We start from the raw sequence: 18,892 nt of genomic DNA, 5'->3' as shown, positions 1-18,892 counted from the left end.
CTTCAACAACAAAAAAGCCGTCTAAAAAGTTTTTACACTTTCTAGACAGCTATTCATTATAATGCGTCTGTATATAACTTGCCTTCCGGTAAATACTCGGACATGCCGATTTCTTCTAGACCGTTTTTAATTTTGTATGTGTGACCTAATCGGTTTTTCGATAAATAATTTGCTTTTGAAATTAGCATCTCTTCAAATACTGGTAGCTGTGATGGATCTACATCTTTCCAGTTTTTATAAGAGTTAATTAAGTCTTCAAGTGTTAAATGCAGATAATCATCACCCGCAAATTCACCTTTTGGATTTACACGGTACCAAATATCTCCGTTTGAACGAATCCACTTGTTTTTCTCAATTTGTAACGCACGGCTAATCGATTTGGCCGCTTCTAAATATTTAGGATCCTGGAATTCTTTATAAGCCAACAATAGTACATTCATGCCACCAAGTACATGGTTCATCGATGCATGCGTTGTCACTTGCTGATTTAACGGGAAATAATCTGAAATATAATAGGCATCTTTATCGACATCAATAACATGTCCAGCCTGTTTACGCGATACTAAAAGATCCGCATAATTACGTAACGGCTCTTTATAATTCGGCATATTAAACTCTGCTCCGGAATTATAGTAGAATAACGCAATCTGCTCATTGAAACGCGTATCGATAAACGGTGCTGTAATGCCAAATAAGTTTTTCAAATAAGTACTCGTTACTTCAGTCTTCCAGTAAGTCGCGTCGCCTTTGAACTTATTCAAGTTTATGAACGAGTTTTTCACTAAGTTTGCAAAATAACGGTCGCCCTGTTCCTTTAATAAAACAAGTGCACGGTCTTCTTTTACCAACAATAGATTACGTCCGAACCCTTGGTAAGATTTCGGCATTGGCTCGGTAGTAGTCGCCATCTTATTGTATGGACCTTCAGCTGTGTACCAGTTGTTACGCTTTTTATAGTTAAGCGCGGTTTCAAGCATCCAGCCATTCATATTTTCATCTGTTTTAAATAAACGCTCATTTGAATCCATATACCAAGTATCAACAATGTCGTTCCCATTAGAAACTAGAGTATAGTAGCTGAATAAATCTTCGCCAAGCCATGCTTGTGAATACGCTTCGTACTCAGATTCCAAATCACGCATATAACTTGTTCCGCCAGTATCTTTATAGCTTTGCGTTAATTGTTTTGAACGATACGCTTGTCCGACCATACGATCTGTCGCCAGCTTTTCGTTCTCCATAATGCGTAATAATCCTGTCGGGTATGATGACGAGTCAAAGCCAAATACATCCGCAGAATTTTTTTCGATTGGGAAACGATCATAACGATATAGACGGAAATTCGTTACATTCGTTGCTTTATGGAATAAATCCACAGTCAGTTTTAATTTTCCTTTGTTCGTCAATGTTGTAAATACAAAGTCGTCGCCGTTTTCCAATGAACGAACCGTTACTTTTACAGTTGCACCTTGGTTTCCGACTGCATAATTATAAACTGTATCTTTTGCAACACCGTAAGTTTCAGTTGTTGTGCCTTTAAATGAAATCGGTGCTGTTGAACGAAGGTATAGCGGGTTTGCATCCGATGTTACTTGCGCAAAGTTCATTTCTTCCCTATTGTTTTTAAAGTTACTTGATACTTCCGCTGCTTGTACTTTATATTCGTTTTTCGCAATTTTATTTGTTGCGACAAGCGCACGGTGAAGCATTACCGAGAAAGTCACACGGTTAACCGTTGCTTTCGGATCAAAAGTGCCGTCTTCACGGCCTGTTGTAATCTCATGTTGCGCTAGAATCTTTACATTTTCACGGTGTGACTCACTGATTTTGTTCCAGTCTTTAAATGTCAGTTCTTTACCTGTTTCTTTCAAATCAAATGCCCGTACTAAAGTCGTCGCCATCTGTTCACGTGTTAACGCATCCGCTACACCGAAACGTCCATCTGGTTTACCGCCAAAAATACCAGCTTCATATGTAGAAAATACACCTTGTAAAAAGCTTGATTTCGTAGTTACGTCTGAAAACTTGTTCTGATATTTACCGTCCGGAAGCTTTAATGCACCTTTAAACAGATTCGCTGCCTGACCACGGTTAATATTTAAATTTGGACGGAACTGTGCATCCGGATAACCACCGATTACACCCATTTCCACAAGCTGCATCACTTCATTTTTAGCCCAGAAACTATCAGGTACATCCGCAAGCTTCTGCTTAACAGTTAATTTCTCACCTGTTAGCGGCTGCTTAGCTGGCTCCTCTGATGATTCGTTTTGTTCCGCATCAGTTGCAGGCTGTTCAGTATTTACAGGAGAATTTTGCTCTTGTTCTACTGATTCCTCGTTTTCCGGAGATGCTTCTGTCTGTGGTTCTGGCTGATCAGGTGTTGTTGTCTGTTCAGCATTTTCGTCAGCAGAAGTAGATTCCGCTTCCTTTTCATCTGTAACCGTTTCCTCTTGAACTACCGGATTATTACCGGAATCCGTAGTTTGAGTCGTAGTAGTGGTTGAATTTTGTACTGTTGGATTTTCAGCTTCAACTGTGCCTTGTACATTTGCATACGTTGCGGTTGGTAGCGCTGTGGACAAGAATAGTAGCGAGGCTAACAGTGCTGATTTTAATTTCAACATTCGACAGATTCCCTCCTTTTATTTCAATAACGTATAAATTATACCGAATATCGCCATATATTTCACTGAAATGTACGACATTTAATAGAATAGTAATATTCAATTTAAGTGTAGCACGCCACTTGTAGTGAAGCGATGGTAATTCTCGCTTTCTTTACTAGGTATTTCTTTATTGAGGTGTGGGGTTCTAGTGTCGGGGAATGCGATTCTACTTTTTCATGTCATGGTTCTACATTTCGACAAAAAAGTTCTACTTTCGGGCGAAGAGTTTCTCCATTTCCGGGCTTAATTTCCACTTTTCAGCACAAACCTTCTCATTTCTCAGATAAACTTTCTACTTTATCTATCCCTCTTACCTCCTTATCTTCATCTCACAATTTCCCAATAGAAAACACTTGAGCCTATACAAGACTCAAGTGCATAAAAAGCTATTCTACTCCAATAACAATAAAGTCATCTGAAGTTGCTTCGATCGCATTATATAAAAAGGTTGCTAACTGGGCGCGTGTTAATTTCATATTAGGGCTGAATGTAGTTGCTGTCGTTCCTTTTGTAATTCCGTAATCTACTAATGTTTGAATGTACTTCTTTGTTGCAGTATCCGGTAACTTATTGACATCGGTAAATTTCGTCTTTGTAGTAGTAGATTGCTCCAACTCAAAACCGATCGTTAACATTTTCGCTAACTGGGAACGAGTTAATGTTGCGTTCGGGCGGAATTCATCGCCATAACCGTTCACAACACCTGCTTTATTTAATGCAGCGATAGCTTTATAATATTTGCTTGATGTTGGAACGTCTTTAAAACCTGGATTGGGTGCAGAACTATTTTGCAGATTTAATGCATTCGCTAAATATAATGCCGCATCTCCACGTGTTGCCGATTTACCAGGCTCATAAGTTTTGCTCGTTACGCCAGTAATAATTCCTTCATTATATAAAGAGACTATTGCATTTGCATGGGAATTCGTTTCTTTTACATCGGTAAATGGAATTGTAGATGCCTGTACTGAATGGTCACTTACTATAACACTTGAAATAATAATAATAAGTATCGCAGTAAGAATTGAGCCATAGAAAAACTTCTTCATTTATTTCAATCCTTCCTCTTAAACTAGTTAGCATAATTATACATTAGTTTATAGTTTTATGTAGACGATTAATTACAGCAGACATCTCATTAACCTTAGCCAATTTTATTAGAAAGATTGTTGAACATATTCGATGATTTCTACATATTATTAGAACTTCCGCTACCAATATTAGCATTTTCGTATATTTCGCTGCTAAATTCAATTATATCTAAGTTCAAACCGCGCCAATTTGTTTACACTAAATACTTTATTAGAAAAAATTGCACCTTTATTAGAAGTTCTGACTGCCTTATTTGAACTTTGAACCATGATATTTGAAAATGAGATACATTTATTAGAAGAAACTAACTTTTTATTAGAAAACGGACGACTTATTAGAACTTTCTTAGTTTTATTAGAAAATCAACTGCTCATATTAGAAAACTCAACCCTAAAAAAGGCATACACGCAATTAAACATGTATGCCCCACTTAAAACTACTTAGTTCGTTAATAAAGTTGCTGATAAATTAATTGGATCAACTACTGCATTACCCGCAGCATCTACTATACTTGCTATACCCGCACCATTTCTCAGCGTAACTGCCGTACCAACTTCCTGATTAGCAGTTAAAGTAATGACTGCTTTATTGCCGGTTGTTTCAGATGTCACTGATTCAATTCCGACCGATGCCCCGGCAGAATTTTGAAGAACAAAGGAGTCTTTAGCAAGACCGCTTACATTCTCACTAAATGTGAGCTCAATTTGATTTGCTGCTGTAAATTGAGCGGAATTTATCATTGGTCGAATGTTTTCCTTTAAATCGACAACTGTCGTTAAGTTCGGCTGTGTAGCAATGGAATCTTTTGCTTTTACTCCGGTAATCGTTAAGTTACGTTCACCGGATGTCGTTGTTCCATTTTGGGATAATGTTAAAATAACCGTATCTAATGCATCGCTTGGTACTTGAGCATTTGTAATTGTTGCATTTGGGATAGAATAATTGCTTGCAACAGATGCTGTTGTCGCATCCACCACATGGTTGAACTTCAACCGCACTTGATTATTCGTTAAATTTGAATCCGTCACTGAGGTTGTAACAGTTGGTGCTTGCAGTACATTTTCATTGTTTAAATAATCCGATGTCCGTTGGAATGTGATTGCTTTGTTAGCCGTATTTACACCATATGCACTGTCTACTTCCGTAAACGATAACGTAACATTGTATGTTGCATTATCCGTATCACTTGTTCCTAGCAGATCATCCAATTTCACACGTACTGCAGTACGATTGCCGTTTTCTCGATACTCTAAAGGAGTTGCTGTACCAGAGATTGTGTAGGTTACGCCGCCTTTAACATAATTACCGGATGCTGTTACACGTGATGCAGTTACTAAATCCACTGGTTTGTTAAGCATAATATTTAGGTATTCAAAATTACCTTCTCTTGTTACAGAAGTTGACGTTACTTCAGGTGCTGCTGTATCTAGCGTGAATGAATGTGTAGTTGTGAATGTATTCGTTTCACCTGAAATATCGGTAATCGTTTTGCCGGATGCTGTGCCGATATTATATACACCTTTTAAATTATTCGTAGCGGTAACGATAAATGAACGATCATCCCCAGGGACTGCTTCAATGGCCGTAATCGTATTTGGCGAAGTGCCTAAGCGTATTTCAAGATCACCGACTGCAGGTTTTTGAATACGCTCTGAGAATGTCAGTCTAAATTTTTTTGGGCCTGTTTGGGAAATGCTTGTTAACGTTGGTTTTACTCCATCAGCTCCACCCATTGCAAAGCTTGTCGTTAATGGGTTTGGTGTACTGAAGTTTCCAGCAATATCACGTAGTCCTGCAAAGGTTGCAGTAACTGAAGTATTTGCAGCTAATGGCTGGCCATTTACCTTTGCATTTGATAAATCGAAATCCGCATACCATGCTCCGGCAGGGATTTCTCCGGTAATGCCCGTTACATTCGTACCGTTCGCCAGTCTAAATGTAATACTGCTGTTACTAAATGCGCGCAAAGGTTCTGAGAAAGTAACACGAACAGTTTTAGCATCACGGTTGACTGTACTGATTAATGTTGGTGAAACTGTATCCGAACCAAAGTTAAGGACTTCATCATATGGAGTAACCGTTGTACCGGCTGTATTTTTCACATTATTTACTTTTACGAGATAGCGTCCTGTTAAAGCTGCTGCCCCGTTAGTAGTGATTGTCAATGTACGGCCGTCTTCACTTAACTGCCCTTGCGAGAGAGAAACAGCATTCGTATTGTCTACCCCTGAAATTGAGACATAGTTTGACAACTGTGCTTGTGTTAAGCTGGCGGGCAAATCTACTCTTTGATTGAATTTCACTTCAATTTGTCCTGCATTAAGCGCTTTCACAGTTGCGACTTTTACTTCAGTTACGGTAAATGTTACTTTTGCCGAATACTCTTTTCCGTCAATTTTAAATGTAACATTTGTTTCCTCATTTTCAGGAAGATTATTATCTAATGTAACTTCATGCTCAGTGTTGTCGCTTAATGTGACTTTCAATTTATTTGCAGCAGTAGCCTCAGCCGATTTTACTGTTAAAGCAACGTTATAAGTGACCGAAGTTGCATACTGCTTACCATTAATCGTAAACTTAACTGGCGTTTCTTTACCGGCTTCCAATGGTGTATCCAATTTCACCGTATGTTCCGTATTGTCCGTTAGTGTAACTTTCAATGTTGATGCATCCACAACTTCAATCGCTTTTAATCCCTCACCCTGTACTTCCACTTGAAGCATCTTATACAGGAATGAAGAGAACTGTCCGCGTGTTGTGTTGCCTTTCGGATTGAAGTTAGGTACGCCCGTTACATTATAGTAATCTAAAACTCTAATCGCAGAACGTGCCTCTGCCTTCGCTCTATTATAATCGATGACATCCTCTTTAAATTCCTGTTTCAAAACATGTCCCAGGAAGTCAAAATTATTAATATTCGTATAAGCACGCACTAAAACAACCGCCATATTTTCACGCGTAATTGGATCCGCTGGTAACAGGTTTCCATTACTTCCGTTAAATACACCGTTGTCTTTTACTAATGCCGCATATTGCAATAGCTCGTCCTGTGATGTGCTGCGCAAGTCTGAAAAGCGCATATTTGTTTTGTAATCTGAAGGTACTTTATAACCTTGTGACACTAAGTATTTACCTAATAGTTTTACAACATCCGAACGTGTTAGTGTACGGTTTGGCTTAAATGTGCCATCCGGATATCCTGAAATGATGCCTTGGCTTACGAGCGAATCAATAGCCAGTTCGTGTGTATTTCCTGCTGTGTCCGAAAAACTTGCCGCACTTGCTACCGGAACAATTGCTGATGCTACTAATGCCGCAGCAGCCGTACTCGTCAAAAACTTCCTGTTCTTTTTCTGCATCTTTATTAACCTCCTAGTTTTTGAACAATTAAATAAGTTACACTTTCTCCACCTTGCCTACAACCTATGCATTTCCACCAATTATCTGAATATAAACATATTTTCGTAAAAATAACTATAAAGTATTATAAAAACATAAAAAAGCATATCTATTGAAATAGATATGCTCCAAATATTAGTAATTAATATTCGTAGGGACAGTAAACTGAAGTGGAGAGAAAATAAGTTTATTATTTGCCAAATCACTAACTGTCGAAGTGGCTGTTTGTGAAATAGTGACAACTTGATTTGCTTTCAATGGCTGAGCTAATCGGATTGCAACTTGTTCATTGTTTGTACCAGAGGAATAAATTTGTGAAATCGGCACAGCTAAATCGCCCACTTTTACTTCAAACGAATGATTTAATGCATTTTTTACCGCCTCATTAAATGAAAGGGTAATCGTATCAGTACCAGTAATATTATGGTACACATATTGTGGTGCGATATTTTCATTCAAATAAACCAATTCTGTTTTAGGTTCCATCGTTACAACTGAATTTAACGCCCGTAGATTGCTGATTGTCAAGTTTGTCCCTCGCGGGTAGGCAATATCGCCTTCTTTAACCGTTAAATACACTTTATGAGGTTCATTGTGATTTACTACTGCACGCTGGATTGTCATACCGTCCAATACATAGTTTTGCAGGTTTGATGCCGTAACACCGTCCACATATGTTGAGAACGTAATAACAATTGTTTTATTATCAATTACCGTTCCTTGTCTAGCATTATATGACGTTTCCACACTTAATACAGAAAGCTTTTCTTCATTTTGCGCAAAATCTGAACCTCGCACAAAATTCACTTGGTAGGCAGGGTTTACCGCTTGGCCATATTCACTCGTTACCCCTGTAAATGTAGCACCTACAGAATATGTGTAGCCGGAATTTGTTGTCAGCCCAGTTAATGTACTTAGACGAACACGGATTGTTTTATCATTCGTTGCTGATTTTTCAAGTTGCCCTACTAAAGAGTCCTTTAATGGATACGTATATCCATTTAAAATATAGCTGCCCGTTAGTGTCACTTGTGCAAAGGCTGCTGTTTCAACATTGCGGTCAAATGTAAACTCTAAATATTCGATTCCTTTATCTTTTACAACATTAGTACTCACAACAGACGGGATTGTTGTATCAGCAACAAAGTTGTAAGCTGTTGAGAATACGTTTACTTCTCCGGACACATCTGTAATATAGCGTCCTGGTGTCGTTGAAATTGTTGTATAGCCGTTTAATGAGCCATTTGTCGTAACAATATAGGAATTGACATCATCTTTATCTTTTACAATACTAGTAATTCCCGGTGAATAGGTATTTTGAAAAATTGTGATGTCTGCCGGTACAATTGTACGTACTTCTTCCGAGAATGTTAACTTGAATTTTTTAGCGCCTAATTGTGTAACATTCGTTAATGTTGGTACAACCCCATCCTTATCTCCTTTTGTAATATACGTAGTTAACGGATTTGGTGAAGATAGGTTATTTGAAATATCAATGAGTGTTCCAAATGTGACCGTAATTGCTGTACCTGGTGCTAAAATTTGCCCTTTTGCAGTAGCCGCCGATAGATCATAAATAACTTCTGTTGCATTTTTTTCAATTGTTCCTTGAATGCCTGACACAACCGTACCATTTGCTAATTTAAATTGGGTAACCCCAATAGGATTTGTTACCGGTTCTGTAAAAATCACTTTTACTTTAGTAGCCGAAACATTTTCTACCTTTAACACGCCCGGCGATGTCTTATCAGGCAAGAAAGTTGCGATGTCATCATATTTAATAAGTTTTTTTGATGTTGCCGATTCAATACCATCAACAACGACACGGTAGCGTCCTTCAAGTCCTGCTGTTGCATTAATAGTCACCGTCAATGTGCGTTTATCTTCACTTAATTGCCCTTTAGATAGCTGAACTTGTCCAAGACGATCCACCCCGGTAACCGCCACTAGCTTATTAATTGCAGCTGTATTTAACTCTGCTCCCAGCTTTACAGGCTGATTGAATGTGATTGCAACTTGCCCCCCATTGGGATTTGTAATAGAAGATACCTTCAGATCCGGTACTTCAAATTTTACTTTAGTTGTAAACGTTTGTTCCCCAACATCAAAAGTAACTTCAGTTTCAATATTCTCAACTAAAGGTGTTTTTAGTGTCACAATATAAGCCTTATCATCAGAAAGAGTTACACGCAATTTATCCGCTGCTTGTACTTCTACTGTTTTGACTGTTAAAACCGGTTTTTCAGGTTCAGGCTCCGGCACTTCAATTTGTAGCATATTATACAGGAAAGTAGCGAACTGACCGCGCTTTGTCGGATCTTTAGGATTAAATGTCTTTTGCTTTGTTACCGCATAGTAAGCTAGTGTTTCAATTGATTCCTGATGTTCTACAGTTGTCCGATTTAAATCACTAATGTTTGAATTATAGTCAGTTTCTTTCATCGCTTCTACATAATCAAATTCATTGATCACTTTAAATGCGCGCACTAAAACCGTTGCCATTTGGTCACGGCGCAACTGATCACGATGCATTAAAGCACCGTTACTTCCTTGGAATACTCCAACATCCTTCACTAATGCCGCATACTGCAATAACTCATCCTGAGATTTGGCAGTTAAGTCTGTAAAACGCATTTTCGTTTTATAATCTTCCGGTACCTCATGTCCCAACGAAACTAAATATTTCCCTAATAGTTTTACAACATCTGAACGCGTCAGGTTTTGATTCGGTTTAAATGTTCCATCGGGATAACCACCGATAATGCCTTGCTCAGATAATATAGTAATCGCGTTCTCATGACCGCTGCCTTTAATATCCGAAAACGATGCCGCACTAGCTACAGGAACAACTGCCGTTGCTGCTAGAACAGCTGCAGATGCAGATGCTAGAAACTTAGAATATTTTTTCATATGTAACGCCTCCAATTTCTATTCTCTTATTTTATATATGTATAAACTTTATTTGATTATGACTAACTTCAGCAATTACTAGATTTGCACTATCCAAATAGATAGTTTGTTCCTTATCGATAAAAGCTAATTCCTCAACTATTACCTCTTCATATTTCCAATTTCTAAACAACGATATTACTTCCATACAATGAATTTCCAGGATATTCATTTTCGTTTGAAAATAGCCCTGAACATCTAGTAGAAGTCCATTTATTTTCAATTGACTAAAGAATTGCATAAAAATCCCTCCATAGTAAATATTGTATAGAAATTTATATGAATTTACAAATTTTCGTATTTCCAGTTATTAATTAAACTTCTTATTCATTAATATAAAAAAGGCTGTAGAAAAACCAAATTAATTGGTCTTTCCACAGCCCATATGGCTAAAGGTATTTAATTATTTTCAAATCTTATAGATTTAAAGCTGATACAGTAGCAGTTGCTTCTGTAAAGTCTAATTTATTACCTTTTAAATCTTCTACATTGATTGTTGTAGCTGGTTTAACTGTGATTGTTTTATCTTTATCAGCAGTTGTTAATGCATTATCAAGAGTAATCACTAATTCGTTAGTGTTAGAAACAGCTACAGTTGATGCATCAACTTTCACAGTACCAACATAAACATCAAAGTTTGCAGTGCCAGTTACATTAACATTTTCAGAGAATGTTACTTTTAATTGTTCAGTAGAAGTTACTTCTAATTTAGCAACAGTTGGTACTACGTTTTCATCGATATCAACATTAGCAGCAAATGCCTTCATAGCGTGGCCAGTTGCAGTTTTCACACCTGAAACAGTTACAAAATGTAAACCTGAGAACTCGTTAGAATTTTTAGCAAGAGTTACTTTTACTGTAGCTGTACCAGAGTTTTTAGTTAACTCTACTTTATCTACTTTAGCACCTTCAACTACATAGTTAGCAGTGTTTAATGCAGAAGCTGGATCAACTTCTACATCAAAGTTTACTTCTAATACATTATTGTCTGCAGTTGGTGATACATTGATTACATCAAATTCTGAATCGTTAGCTGTACGAGTGAATTTAACTTCTTTTTTAACAGAGTTATTGTTGAATAAGTCTTTTACTAAGCCTTCCGCTAATTCTACTGTGTAATCAGCAGCAACTAAATCTGTTAATTCGATTTTAACTTTGTTAGATTTCGTAGCAGTTTCATCATATAAAGTTACATCTACAGTATCTGCAGAAGTTAATGCAGATGTTACATAATTAACAACTTTAGAACCAGTTAAGGCAACTGAAGCTGTTGGTACGATTACATCTTCATCATATGTCACTACTAAATATTCTTTGCCGTTAATTTTTTCAACTGCAGAAGAAACAACTTTAGGAGCTACGATATCAGCATCGAAGTTTACAATTTTAGTAACTGTTTTACCAGTTACATTGTTAATACCAACAAAATCGCTAATTGTTACATCTTTAAGACCAGTAATTGTATTAGCAATTTTAACAGTAACAACTTTAGAATCTTTTTTGTTGATGCTTACGTCAGCTGCATCTACAGTTGTAGCACCGATTTTAACAGCTGGTTTTGTTTTTAATGCTTGATCAAATGTAATTTCTAATTCTAAAGTACCTACTTTTTTAATAGAAACAACTTGAGCTTCTTCTTTGTTAGAAGTATCTAATTTAACAACTGTTGATACTGGGTTTGGAGAAACTAAGTTACCAGCAAAGTCAGTTAAACCAACAAATGATAATTTGATTTCTGCATCAAAATCTTTAGCATCTAAACCAGCTAAGCTAATTGTAGCTTTACGTGGGTTAGTAGAATCAATTACAAATTGTGATGAAGTTAATACTGCTTTAGAAGCAGCTTGTAATTCCTTACCATCAACACGAGCAGCAGATAATGCAAATGTGCTGTCTTTAACGATTGGCTCAGAGAATTCTACAACAGCAGTATGAGTATCAGTGTAAGATACACCTACTAAAGCTGGGCGTACTGAATCTTTAGCAGTGAAAGTAGTAGAATAAGCAGCTAATTTGTTTTTAGCATCTTCCTTAGCAACTACTGTGTTATTAGCAATTGTAAATGCATATTGACCTTCGAATTTTTCACCAGCAGCTACGCGGATAGTTAAAGATTTACCATCTTCACTTAAAGTAGCTTTTAATGAATCAGCGCTAGTTACTGTAGCAGCAGTTACACCATCAGTTGATAATGAAGTAATAGAAAATACGCCGTTTACTAACGTACCATTTGATTCAACTACAGTTGAAGCTTTAACTGGGTTGTTAAATTTAACAACTAATTCAGCAGCGTTTGCAGCTGATACAGAAGATACAGCTAATTCTTTAACAACATAAGTTACTTTAGCAGTATATTCTTTTTCATTAATTGTGAAAGTTACTTCAGTAGCTTCATTAGCTTCTAAAGCTTTTTCTAATTTTACAGTGTGTTTAGTATCATCAGATAATGTAACTGATAATGTTTTAGCATCTACTGCTACCGCTTCTTTAACAGTTAATTCAACAACTGCATCAGTGTTGATTGTTTTGTTTAAGAATGAAGCGAATTGACCGCGAGTTACTGTGTTTTTAGGGTTGAAGTTTTCAACTACAGTAATACCTAGGTCACGTAAAGCTTGGATTGCTTCACGAGCTTCAGCTTTAGCTGTTGCTAAGTCAGCAACTTTAACATCTTCAATTTCAGTAGCTAATTCTACTAAAGTAGTATCGTTGATTGCTTTGAAAGCGCGGTCTAAAACTAGAGCCATGTTTTCACGAGTGATTTTGCCAGAAGCGTTTAATGCACCGTTAGAACCATTGAATACACCAGTATCAGCTACTAATGCAGCATACTTTACTAATTCTTGGTCTTTAGCATCTACTTTAATGTCGTTGAAACGAGCTTTTGAAGCATAGTCAGCTGGAATTTCGAAACCTTGAGCTTCTACCCATTTACCTAACATTTTAACAACTTGACCACGAGTTAATTCTTGGTTTGGTTTGAATGTGCCATCTGGGTATCCTTGAATGATTCCAGCATCGACTAATGCGTTAATGTTTACAGCGTGTGAGTTAGTTTCTGCCACATCAGAAAAACCAGCAGCTGAAGCTACAGGAACGATTGCAGATGCTACAAGAGTAGCTGTAGCAGCAGTTGCTACAAATTTAGTATATTTCTTAGGTTGGTTAGCCATAGAATGATTTCCTCCAAATAAAACAATTTTTTATCATTTTAGTAAATGTTGTCTCGTATATTACGATAACAATTATAAGTATATTAGTAAGATATTTTAATGTCAATGTTATTTTAGTTAGGATATAGTTACACTTGTAACATCAGTATTACCAATACCTTTGTTATCAGTATTTTGTGTAATATTATTTGGTAATAACTTATCTACATGGTAATAATTAGTTTCTAGATATAATTTTTTTATTTTCAGAATTATAACATTAAGGTTGAAAATGGTACTTATATGATTTCCTTACTAGTATATAAATCCCATAAATTACATTCAAATCCCAATACATTTCTTTATAGCATGCTTAATGTAGAAAAAATTTAGAATCTCTCCATATAAATGTAAAAAGCCATCTCTACTATTAGAGACAGCTCCTTAACACTATAAAAATAATAATCCAGCTAGTATCCCGGTCGCTACGACAACCCACGGCGATAGTTTCCAGTAAGCCAGCATGCAAAATAAAATCACAGCTAGCCCAAAATCTTTCGCCTCCAATATAGAACTAGTCCAGATTGGAGTATATAGTGCAGCAATTAAAATACCAATAACAGCCGCATTCACGCCCATGATGGCACCTGTGATTTTCGGGTGGTTACGTAGTTGATCCCAAAACGGCAGTGCACCGATTACTAATAGAAACGCCGGTAAAAAAATTGCTACTGTCGCGACTAGCCCTCCTTGCCAGCCGTTCATTACTGTTCCTATATAAGCCGTAAATGTAAATAGTGGACCTGGAACGGCTTGTGTGACACCATATCCTGCTAAAAATGCTTCTTCACTCATCCAACCTGTTGGGACAAATTCCTTTTCCAGTAACGGCAGCACAACATGTCCCCCGCCAAAAACGAAAGAGCCTGAACGGTAAAAGCTATCAAACATTGCCACCCAATAAGAACCTGTCGCCTCTTTCAACAAAGGCAAAGCGACCAGTAAGCCTACAAACAAAAGAAGGCTAAACCCTCCAACCCGTTTAGAAATAGGAAAGCACGACTGCACCTCTGCTCCATCATTCTTCTGTTTCAGCAAAAAATACCCGATACATGCTGTAATTAAAATAACCCCTACTTGACTAAAGGCCGTTTGCCAAAGAAGCGTAGCAAGCAAAGCAAAAATGGCTATTGCCTTCCTTTTCAAATCAGGTGTCAGACTTTTAGCCATTCCTATAATGGCATGTGCTACAATCGCTACCGCCACAATTTTCAACCCATGAATCCATCCGGCGTTTCCTACATCGAGTCCGGCCATAAGTAATGCAAAGGCAATAAGCGCTACAACCGAGGGAAATGTAAACCCTATAAATGATGTAATACCCCCCAGTATTCCAGCGCGCATAATTCCAATGCCGATTCCCACTTGGCTGCTTGAAGGGCCGGGCAGAAACTGACAAAGTGCGACTAAATCTGCATAGCTTTTTTCATCCATCCACTTTCTTCTTCGTACATATTCTTCATGAAAATACCCAAGATGAGCAGTAGGACCACCAAAGGATGTCAGCCCTAACCGTGTTGAAACTAAAAGTATCTCAATAAGTGATCTGATTCTATTTTGCTTCGTTGAATTCATCGCCAGCTAACCCCTTAAGACTATTTTAAAATGTAATACTCCTATATTTGCCAACTCCCTTAACTAAAAGTAGCATTTCTTTCTCGCTTAACCTAGACTATTCCTCAAAATTTACATACTTTTTACATTTAATTTGCGATAAGGTTTATAATAAAATTATATTTTCTATTACACTGTTAATATATGTGTTATTTACTCCAAATTAGGGTATTAAGCATATGTTAATAAAAATATTGAGGTGAATTTATGTTCGAGTACAAGTTTTGGCATCATCTTTCACACCCATCGCAACTCATACATAATATTGAACGTAGCGAAGATCAAAGACTTATAGGGTATCGGAAAGTTTTGCTGGCTATTTTTGGTTTTACTTTACTGTTTTTTATAGTCCGCAACTTCTGGGGGATGAATACAACTGATTTAACAGCATTGCTTGTGAATGGTGAAGGAGATTTATATAGTTTCGCCAGACTGATGTCTTTAATTGGTGCGATTCTAGCAGGTATCTTATTTTTTATCATTCATTATTATGTCATTACATATTTGATTCATTTATTGACAAATATCGATTATGGCTGGATTCGAAAGATACAGCTATATGTCATCTTTTTCATTGTTCTTGAAAAACTGCTGACGGTGATTATCTTTGCAATAGCAGGATATTCTACACAGTTCACTATGTTTTCACTTGCACCTATGATGGCATACGTATATTATCATGACTATTTGTTATTCTTCCTGAATCAATTAACAGTCGCATCGATAATTGCGGTATGGATTCAATACATATTTTTATCGAATTGGACAGACCGACCGAAAGCTTTGCTGTTTAAGTTAATACTTATTCAAATAGTATTGGCATCGCTTGTTGCGTTGTATAGCATTCTTCCTGTTTTAACTTGGATCGAAGGGTGGCTTGGTCTGTAATGCGTATGACAAAAAAAGTAAAGATTTTTAGCGCAGTTGCCTTATTGTTTGTTTTGGTGAATGGTTATTTACTATTAAAAGACAACGATATTATTATGAAAAACTACTATATTAACAATGTGCAGTTTGCAGTAGCGGATTATCATGAGAAAGTGTTGGAAACCGATGCTGTTGTAGCAGCGAAGCAGGAGCATTTCATTGCAGCACCTGTACAATCGATTAGCGAAGTTCTCGTTACACAAGGACAAAGTGTCAGCGTCTTAACGGAGCTGGCCATTTATAAACCTGAAGAGGCTGAACGTGAAATTACACGTCTTGAGACGGATCGTGATGCTTATGAAAACGAGCTATCGGAATTGGAAAGAATCGTTTCGGATTTACAATACGAAAGCAATAATTCCTCACCTAGTACTGCAACCGATTCAACAACACTTGGTGACAATGAAAACTGGAACATTAATTTAACGTTGGAGCTTGGTATTGAACAAAGCACTCCAACAGCTGAAGGTATTGCGATTATCCAACGTTCCATTGCTGAAACGGAGCGTCAAATCAGCATTTTGGACAGTATGATCTCCCAGTTAAATAACAATAATTCTTTAACTACACCAGTGGACGGAATTGTTAAGGAAATTGTTCTTGAAGGCGATTCGATTATTTTCCAAATTCAATCACTTGAAAAGAAATTTGTTGCCTATGTGGAACATGAAGACTGGAAGGAAATCGAAATCGGTCAAAAGGCTTCTGTTATATTGAATGAAGGCAAAGAAGACGAACTGATTATTGATGGAGATGTACTAGAGAAACAGCAAATACCAGCACGTGATTCCATTGCGTTTAATGAAATGAAAAAGAACGATAAAGTAAAGCCGGATGATACGGTCTATGAAGTTAGCATCGAACCAACTGACTTATTAACGGAAACACCGATTGGAATACTTGCCGATGCGACAATTACGACATTTGAAGCAAATGACAGCTTCCAAGTAAACGAGGATTGGCTTGTAAAATATGAACAAGAAAACTCAGGAAATCTTATTTATACCGTCGGAGAAGATGGAAAAACAAAATTAGAACCTGTTGACCTGCTATTCAAGCATAAAGCTGAAGTAAAGCAAGAAGAGTTCATGTACGGAGAACCGATTGAGGAAAATATCGAAGAAGAAGCCCTTGAAGAGGATGCCGTCGTTACTGAACCGCGCATCCAAACTGTTGAGCTCGAAGACTCCAAAAAAGAGGAAGCTGCAAAAGATGAAGATTTAGAGGACACGGCGGTATTTACAGCTCCAATCGCACCACAGCAAATCTTTATTGACGGCGATGAAAAAAACCTGTTCGCCCCTACATTCAGACCGTACCCATTACGTACATTTGAATGGACATATGTTGATGCGACATGGAAAGATGCTCTATGGTATTTAATTAAATAAACTATTAAACGGCGGGAACATGCTCTTCATTCCCGCCGTTTTATTATGTATACATAACACCGTGTTTTATTGCCTTTCAGTACGGGTATAGACAAAAAATAATAGACACGGAATATAGAATTATACTAAAGGAGTCGAAACGAATGAAAAAAGGAATTACAAAAAGTTTCATAGCTACTACCCTGTTCGCTTCCGCATTATTTGTAGCAAGTGATGACGTCTTTGCGAAAAAGACTTTTTTTGATGTAGAAAACAGTCGCAATTCCCATACGGAAGCCATCCAATATTTAAATAACTTAAATGTGTATGATTATAAATCCGGCAACCAATTTAATTTCAGCAAACCTGTTTCACGCGCAGAAGCATCAAAAATTCTCCAAACGATTCTTTCAAGCGATTCGGCCCTTTCGATTCCAAAAGTTCGTTCTTATGATGGAAAGTTTAAAGATGTAACGAATTCGACTCCTTTTGCACAGGAAATTATTTGGGCATATGAATCCGGCATTTTTGATGGGGATGAATACGGCAATTTCAATCCGGACCAGCCTGTGAAACGCTCACATCTATCAAAAATATTAGTAGAAAGCCTGAAATTAAACGGCGGTACAACGGTCAACTTTAAAGACGTCTCAAAATCCAGCTGGTACTATGACTACGTAAATATTTTAGCGAGCCACGGTATTACGACCGGCAATGAAAAAAATCAGTTTTTACCGAATAATAATGTCACAAATGCACAAATGGCAACATTCCTGTACCGGGCACTCAGTTATAAAACGACAGGTGAAGTAATCAGCGAACCAACACCTCCAGCTTCTGAAAAACCCGATGCAGCTACGTCAACTTACAATAGTGAATATGACTTTGCATGGAAACAAACAGGCAAAAATCTGGACTTTGAATTAGAAGGTGTCGACAACAATAAGATAGTCGCACGGTACATGACAAAACAAGGTAAAAGTTTCTTCGCTGCACAAGATCTGCAAATTGGTGAAAATAATGCAAGCGATGTAAAAGCGAAGTATGGAACGAAAAATGCAAATGTACGTCGCGGAAATGTAATCTATAATACGCCTTCTTCCAACGAATATAATTTCTATTTAATAGATGACTATTACGTAACGTTTTTCTATGATATTCATAAAAAGAATGTCATTCGCTCAATTCTATATGTCCATAAAGATTATGAAGTGAACAAAGATGGCTATTACGGTGATATATCGGATACGCAAAAGCATTCCGAACAACTCATGGTCGAGCTGATGAATCAGGCACGTGCTGCTGAAGGTGTTGATCCGCTTACACATTCACCGCAATGGGCATCGATTGCACGTAAACATAGTAAAGATATGATCGATAACAACTATTTCTCTCATACAGGTCTTTCAGGGACAACACCGTATGACCGTATGATCAGCGGCGGTATGAGTAAATCCGATCTTAGAACTTGGGGTGAGAACATTTCGTATGGTCACTACAATGTGATTTACGCACACGAAGGCTTTATGAATAGTAAAGGACATCGAGACAATTTATTACAGCCTGCCTATAAAAATGCAATTGTAGGCTTGGAGTACAGCAGTAATAAGAGTCCTTACTTTACGATTAATTTCTATTAAACTAATAAATCCAGTCTCTC

10 protein-coding genes are annotated in these 18,892 nt (G+C 37.3%); 3 read left to right on the top strand and 7 right to left on the bottom strand.

The window, feature by feature from the left end:
- Positions 1-56: 56 nt before the first annotated feature.
- From MKY71_RS03290 to MKY71_RS03260, 7 genes are all read right to left on the bottom strand, one after another.
- On the bottom strand, positions 57-2,627 hold the full coding sequence (locus MKY71_RS03290) for an S-layer homology domain-containing protein (protein ID WP_340731593.1): 2,571 nt from the start codon (positions 2,625-2,627) through the stop codon (positions 57-59).
- A gap of 428 nt (positions 2,628-3,055) precedes the next feature.
- Entirely contained in the window at positions 3,056-3,718 is a 663-nt protein-coding gene (locus MKY71_RS03285; protein ID WP_340731592.1) for an S-layer homology domain-containing protein, read from the bottom strand.
- Positions 3,719-4,201: 483 nt separating this feature from the next.
- Entirely contained in the window at positions 4,202-7,120 is a 2,919-nt protein-coding gene (locus MKY71_RS03280; RefSeq protein WP_340731591.1) for an S-layer homology domain-containing protein, read from the bottom strand.
- 175 nt (positions 7,121-7,295) lie between these two features.
- Positions 7,296-10,070 carry an S-layer homology domain-containing protein gene (locus MKY71_RS03275; RefSeq protein ID WP_340731590.1) on the bottom strand — a complete coding sequence of 925 codons (2,775 nt, stop codon included), beginning with the start codon at positions 10,068-10,070 and terminating at the stop codon, positions 7,296-7,298.
- Positions 10,071-10,101: 31 nt separating this feature from the next.
- On the bottom strand, positions 10,102-10,350 hold the full coding sequence (locus tag MKY71_RS03270; RefSeq protein WP_340731589.1) for a hypothetical protein: 249 nt from the start codon (positions 10,348-10,350) through the stop codon (positions 10,102-10,104).
- 175 nt (positions 10,351-10,525) lie between these two features.
- The gene (locus MKY71_RS03265) at positions 10,526-13,282 is read right to left on the bottom strand and encodes an S-layer homology domain-containing protein (RefSeq protein ID WP_340731588.1); all 2,757 of its coding nucleotides are present in this window, start codon (positions 13,280-13,282) and stop codon (positions 10,526-10,528) included.
- Positions 13,283-13,711: 429 nt separating this feature from the next.
- Positions 13,712-14,896: a chromate transporter gene (locus tag MKY71_RS03260; RefSeq protein WP_340731587.1), complete on the bottom strand. Its 1,185-nt coding sequence runs from the start codon at positions 14,894-14,896 to the stop codon at positions 13,712-13,714.
- A gap of 246 nt (positions 14,897-15,142) precedes the next feature.
- On the opposite strand from MKY71_RS03260, the gene MKY71_RS03255 reads away from it, so the two are divergent.
- From MKY71_RS03255 to MKY71_RS03245, 3 genes are all read left to right on the top strand, one after another.
- A complete protein-coding gene (locus MKY71_RS03255; protein WP_340731586.1) occupies positions 15,143-15,823 on the top strand; it encodes an amino acid transporter in 681 nt (226 codons plus the stop codon).
- Positions 15,823-17,253: an HlyD family secretion protein gene (locus MKY71_RS03250; RefSeq protein WP_340731585.1), complete on the top strand. Its 1,431-nt coding sequence runs from the start codon at positions 15,823-15,825 to the stop codon at positions 17,251-17,253. Before MKY71_RS03255 ends, MKY71_RS03250 begins: the two co-directional genes overlap by 1 nt.
- Positions 17,254-17,396: 143 nt before the next feature.
- The gene (locus MKY71_RS03245; protein WP_340731584.1) at positions 17,397-18,872 is read left to right on the top strand and encodes an S-layer homology domain-containing protein; all 1,476 of its coding nucleotides are present in this window, start codon (positions 17,397-17,399) and stop codon (positions 18,870-18,872) included.
- The last annotated feature ends 20 nt before the right edge of the window (positions 18,873-18,892 follow it).

This window comes from Solibacillus sp. FSL W7-1324 (genome assembly GCF_038008025.1).
In the GTDB taxonomy this organism is placed as follows: domain Bacteria; phylum Bacillota; class Bacilli; order Bacillales_A; family Planococcaceae; genus Solibacillus.
The sequence above is the reverse complement of the archived record's forward strand: the minus strand, read 5'-3'. Positions and strand labels throughout refer to the sequence as shown.

Excerpts from the sequence above, each read along its gene's own strand:
- MKY71_RS03250 (WP_340731585.1), top strand. The coding sequence starts at position 15,823 with ATGCGTATGACAAAAAAAGTAAAGATTTTTAGCGCAGTTGCCTTATTG.
- MKY71_RS03260 (WP_340731587.1), bottom strand. The coding sequence starts at position 14,896 with ATGAATTCAACGAAGCAAAATAGAATCAGATCACTTATTGAGATACTT.
- MKY71_RS03270 (WP_340731589.1), bottom strand. The coding sequence starts at position 10,350 with ATGCAATTCTTTAGTCAATTGAAAATAAATGGACTTCTACTAGATGTT.
- MKY71_RS03255 (WP_340731586.1), top strand. The coding sequence starts at position 15,143 with ATGTTCGAGTACAAGTTTTGGCATCATCTTTCACACCCATCGCAACTC.
- MKY71_RS03280 (WP_340731591.1), bottom strand. The coding sequence starts at position 7,120 with ATGCAGAAAAAGAACAGGAAGTTTTTGACGAGTACGGCTGCTGCGGCA.
- MKY71_RS03245 (WP_340731584.1), top strand. The coding sequence starts at position 17,397 with ATGAAAAAAGGAATTACAAAAAGTTTCATAGCTACTACCCTGTTCGCT.
- MKY71_RS03285 (WP_340731592.1), bottom strand. The coding sequence starts at position 3,718 with ATGAAGAAGTTTTTCTATGGCTCAATTCTTACTGCGATACTTATTATT.
- MKY71_RS03275 (WP_340731590.1), bottom strand. The coding sequence starts at position 10,070 with ATGAAAAAATATTCTAAGTTTCTAGCATCTGCATCTGCAGCTGTTCTA.
- MKY71_RS03290 (WP_340731593.1), bottom strand. The coding sequence starts at position 2,627 with ATGTTGAAATTAAAATCAGCACTGTTAGCCTCGCTACTATTCTTGTCC.
- MKY71_RS03265 (WP_340731588.1), bottom strand. The coding sequence starts at position 13,282 with ATGGCTAACCAACCTAAGAAATATACTAAATTTGTAGCAACTGCTGCT.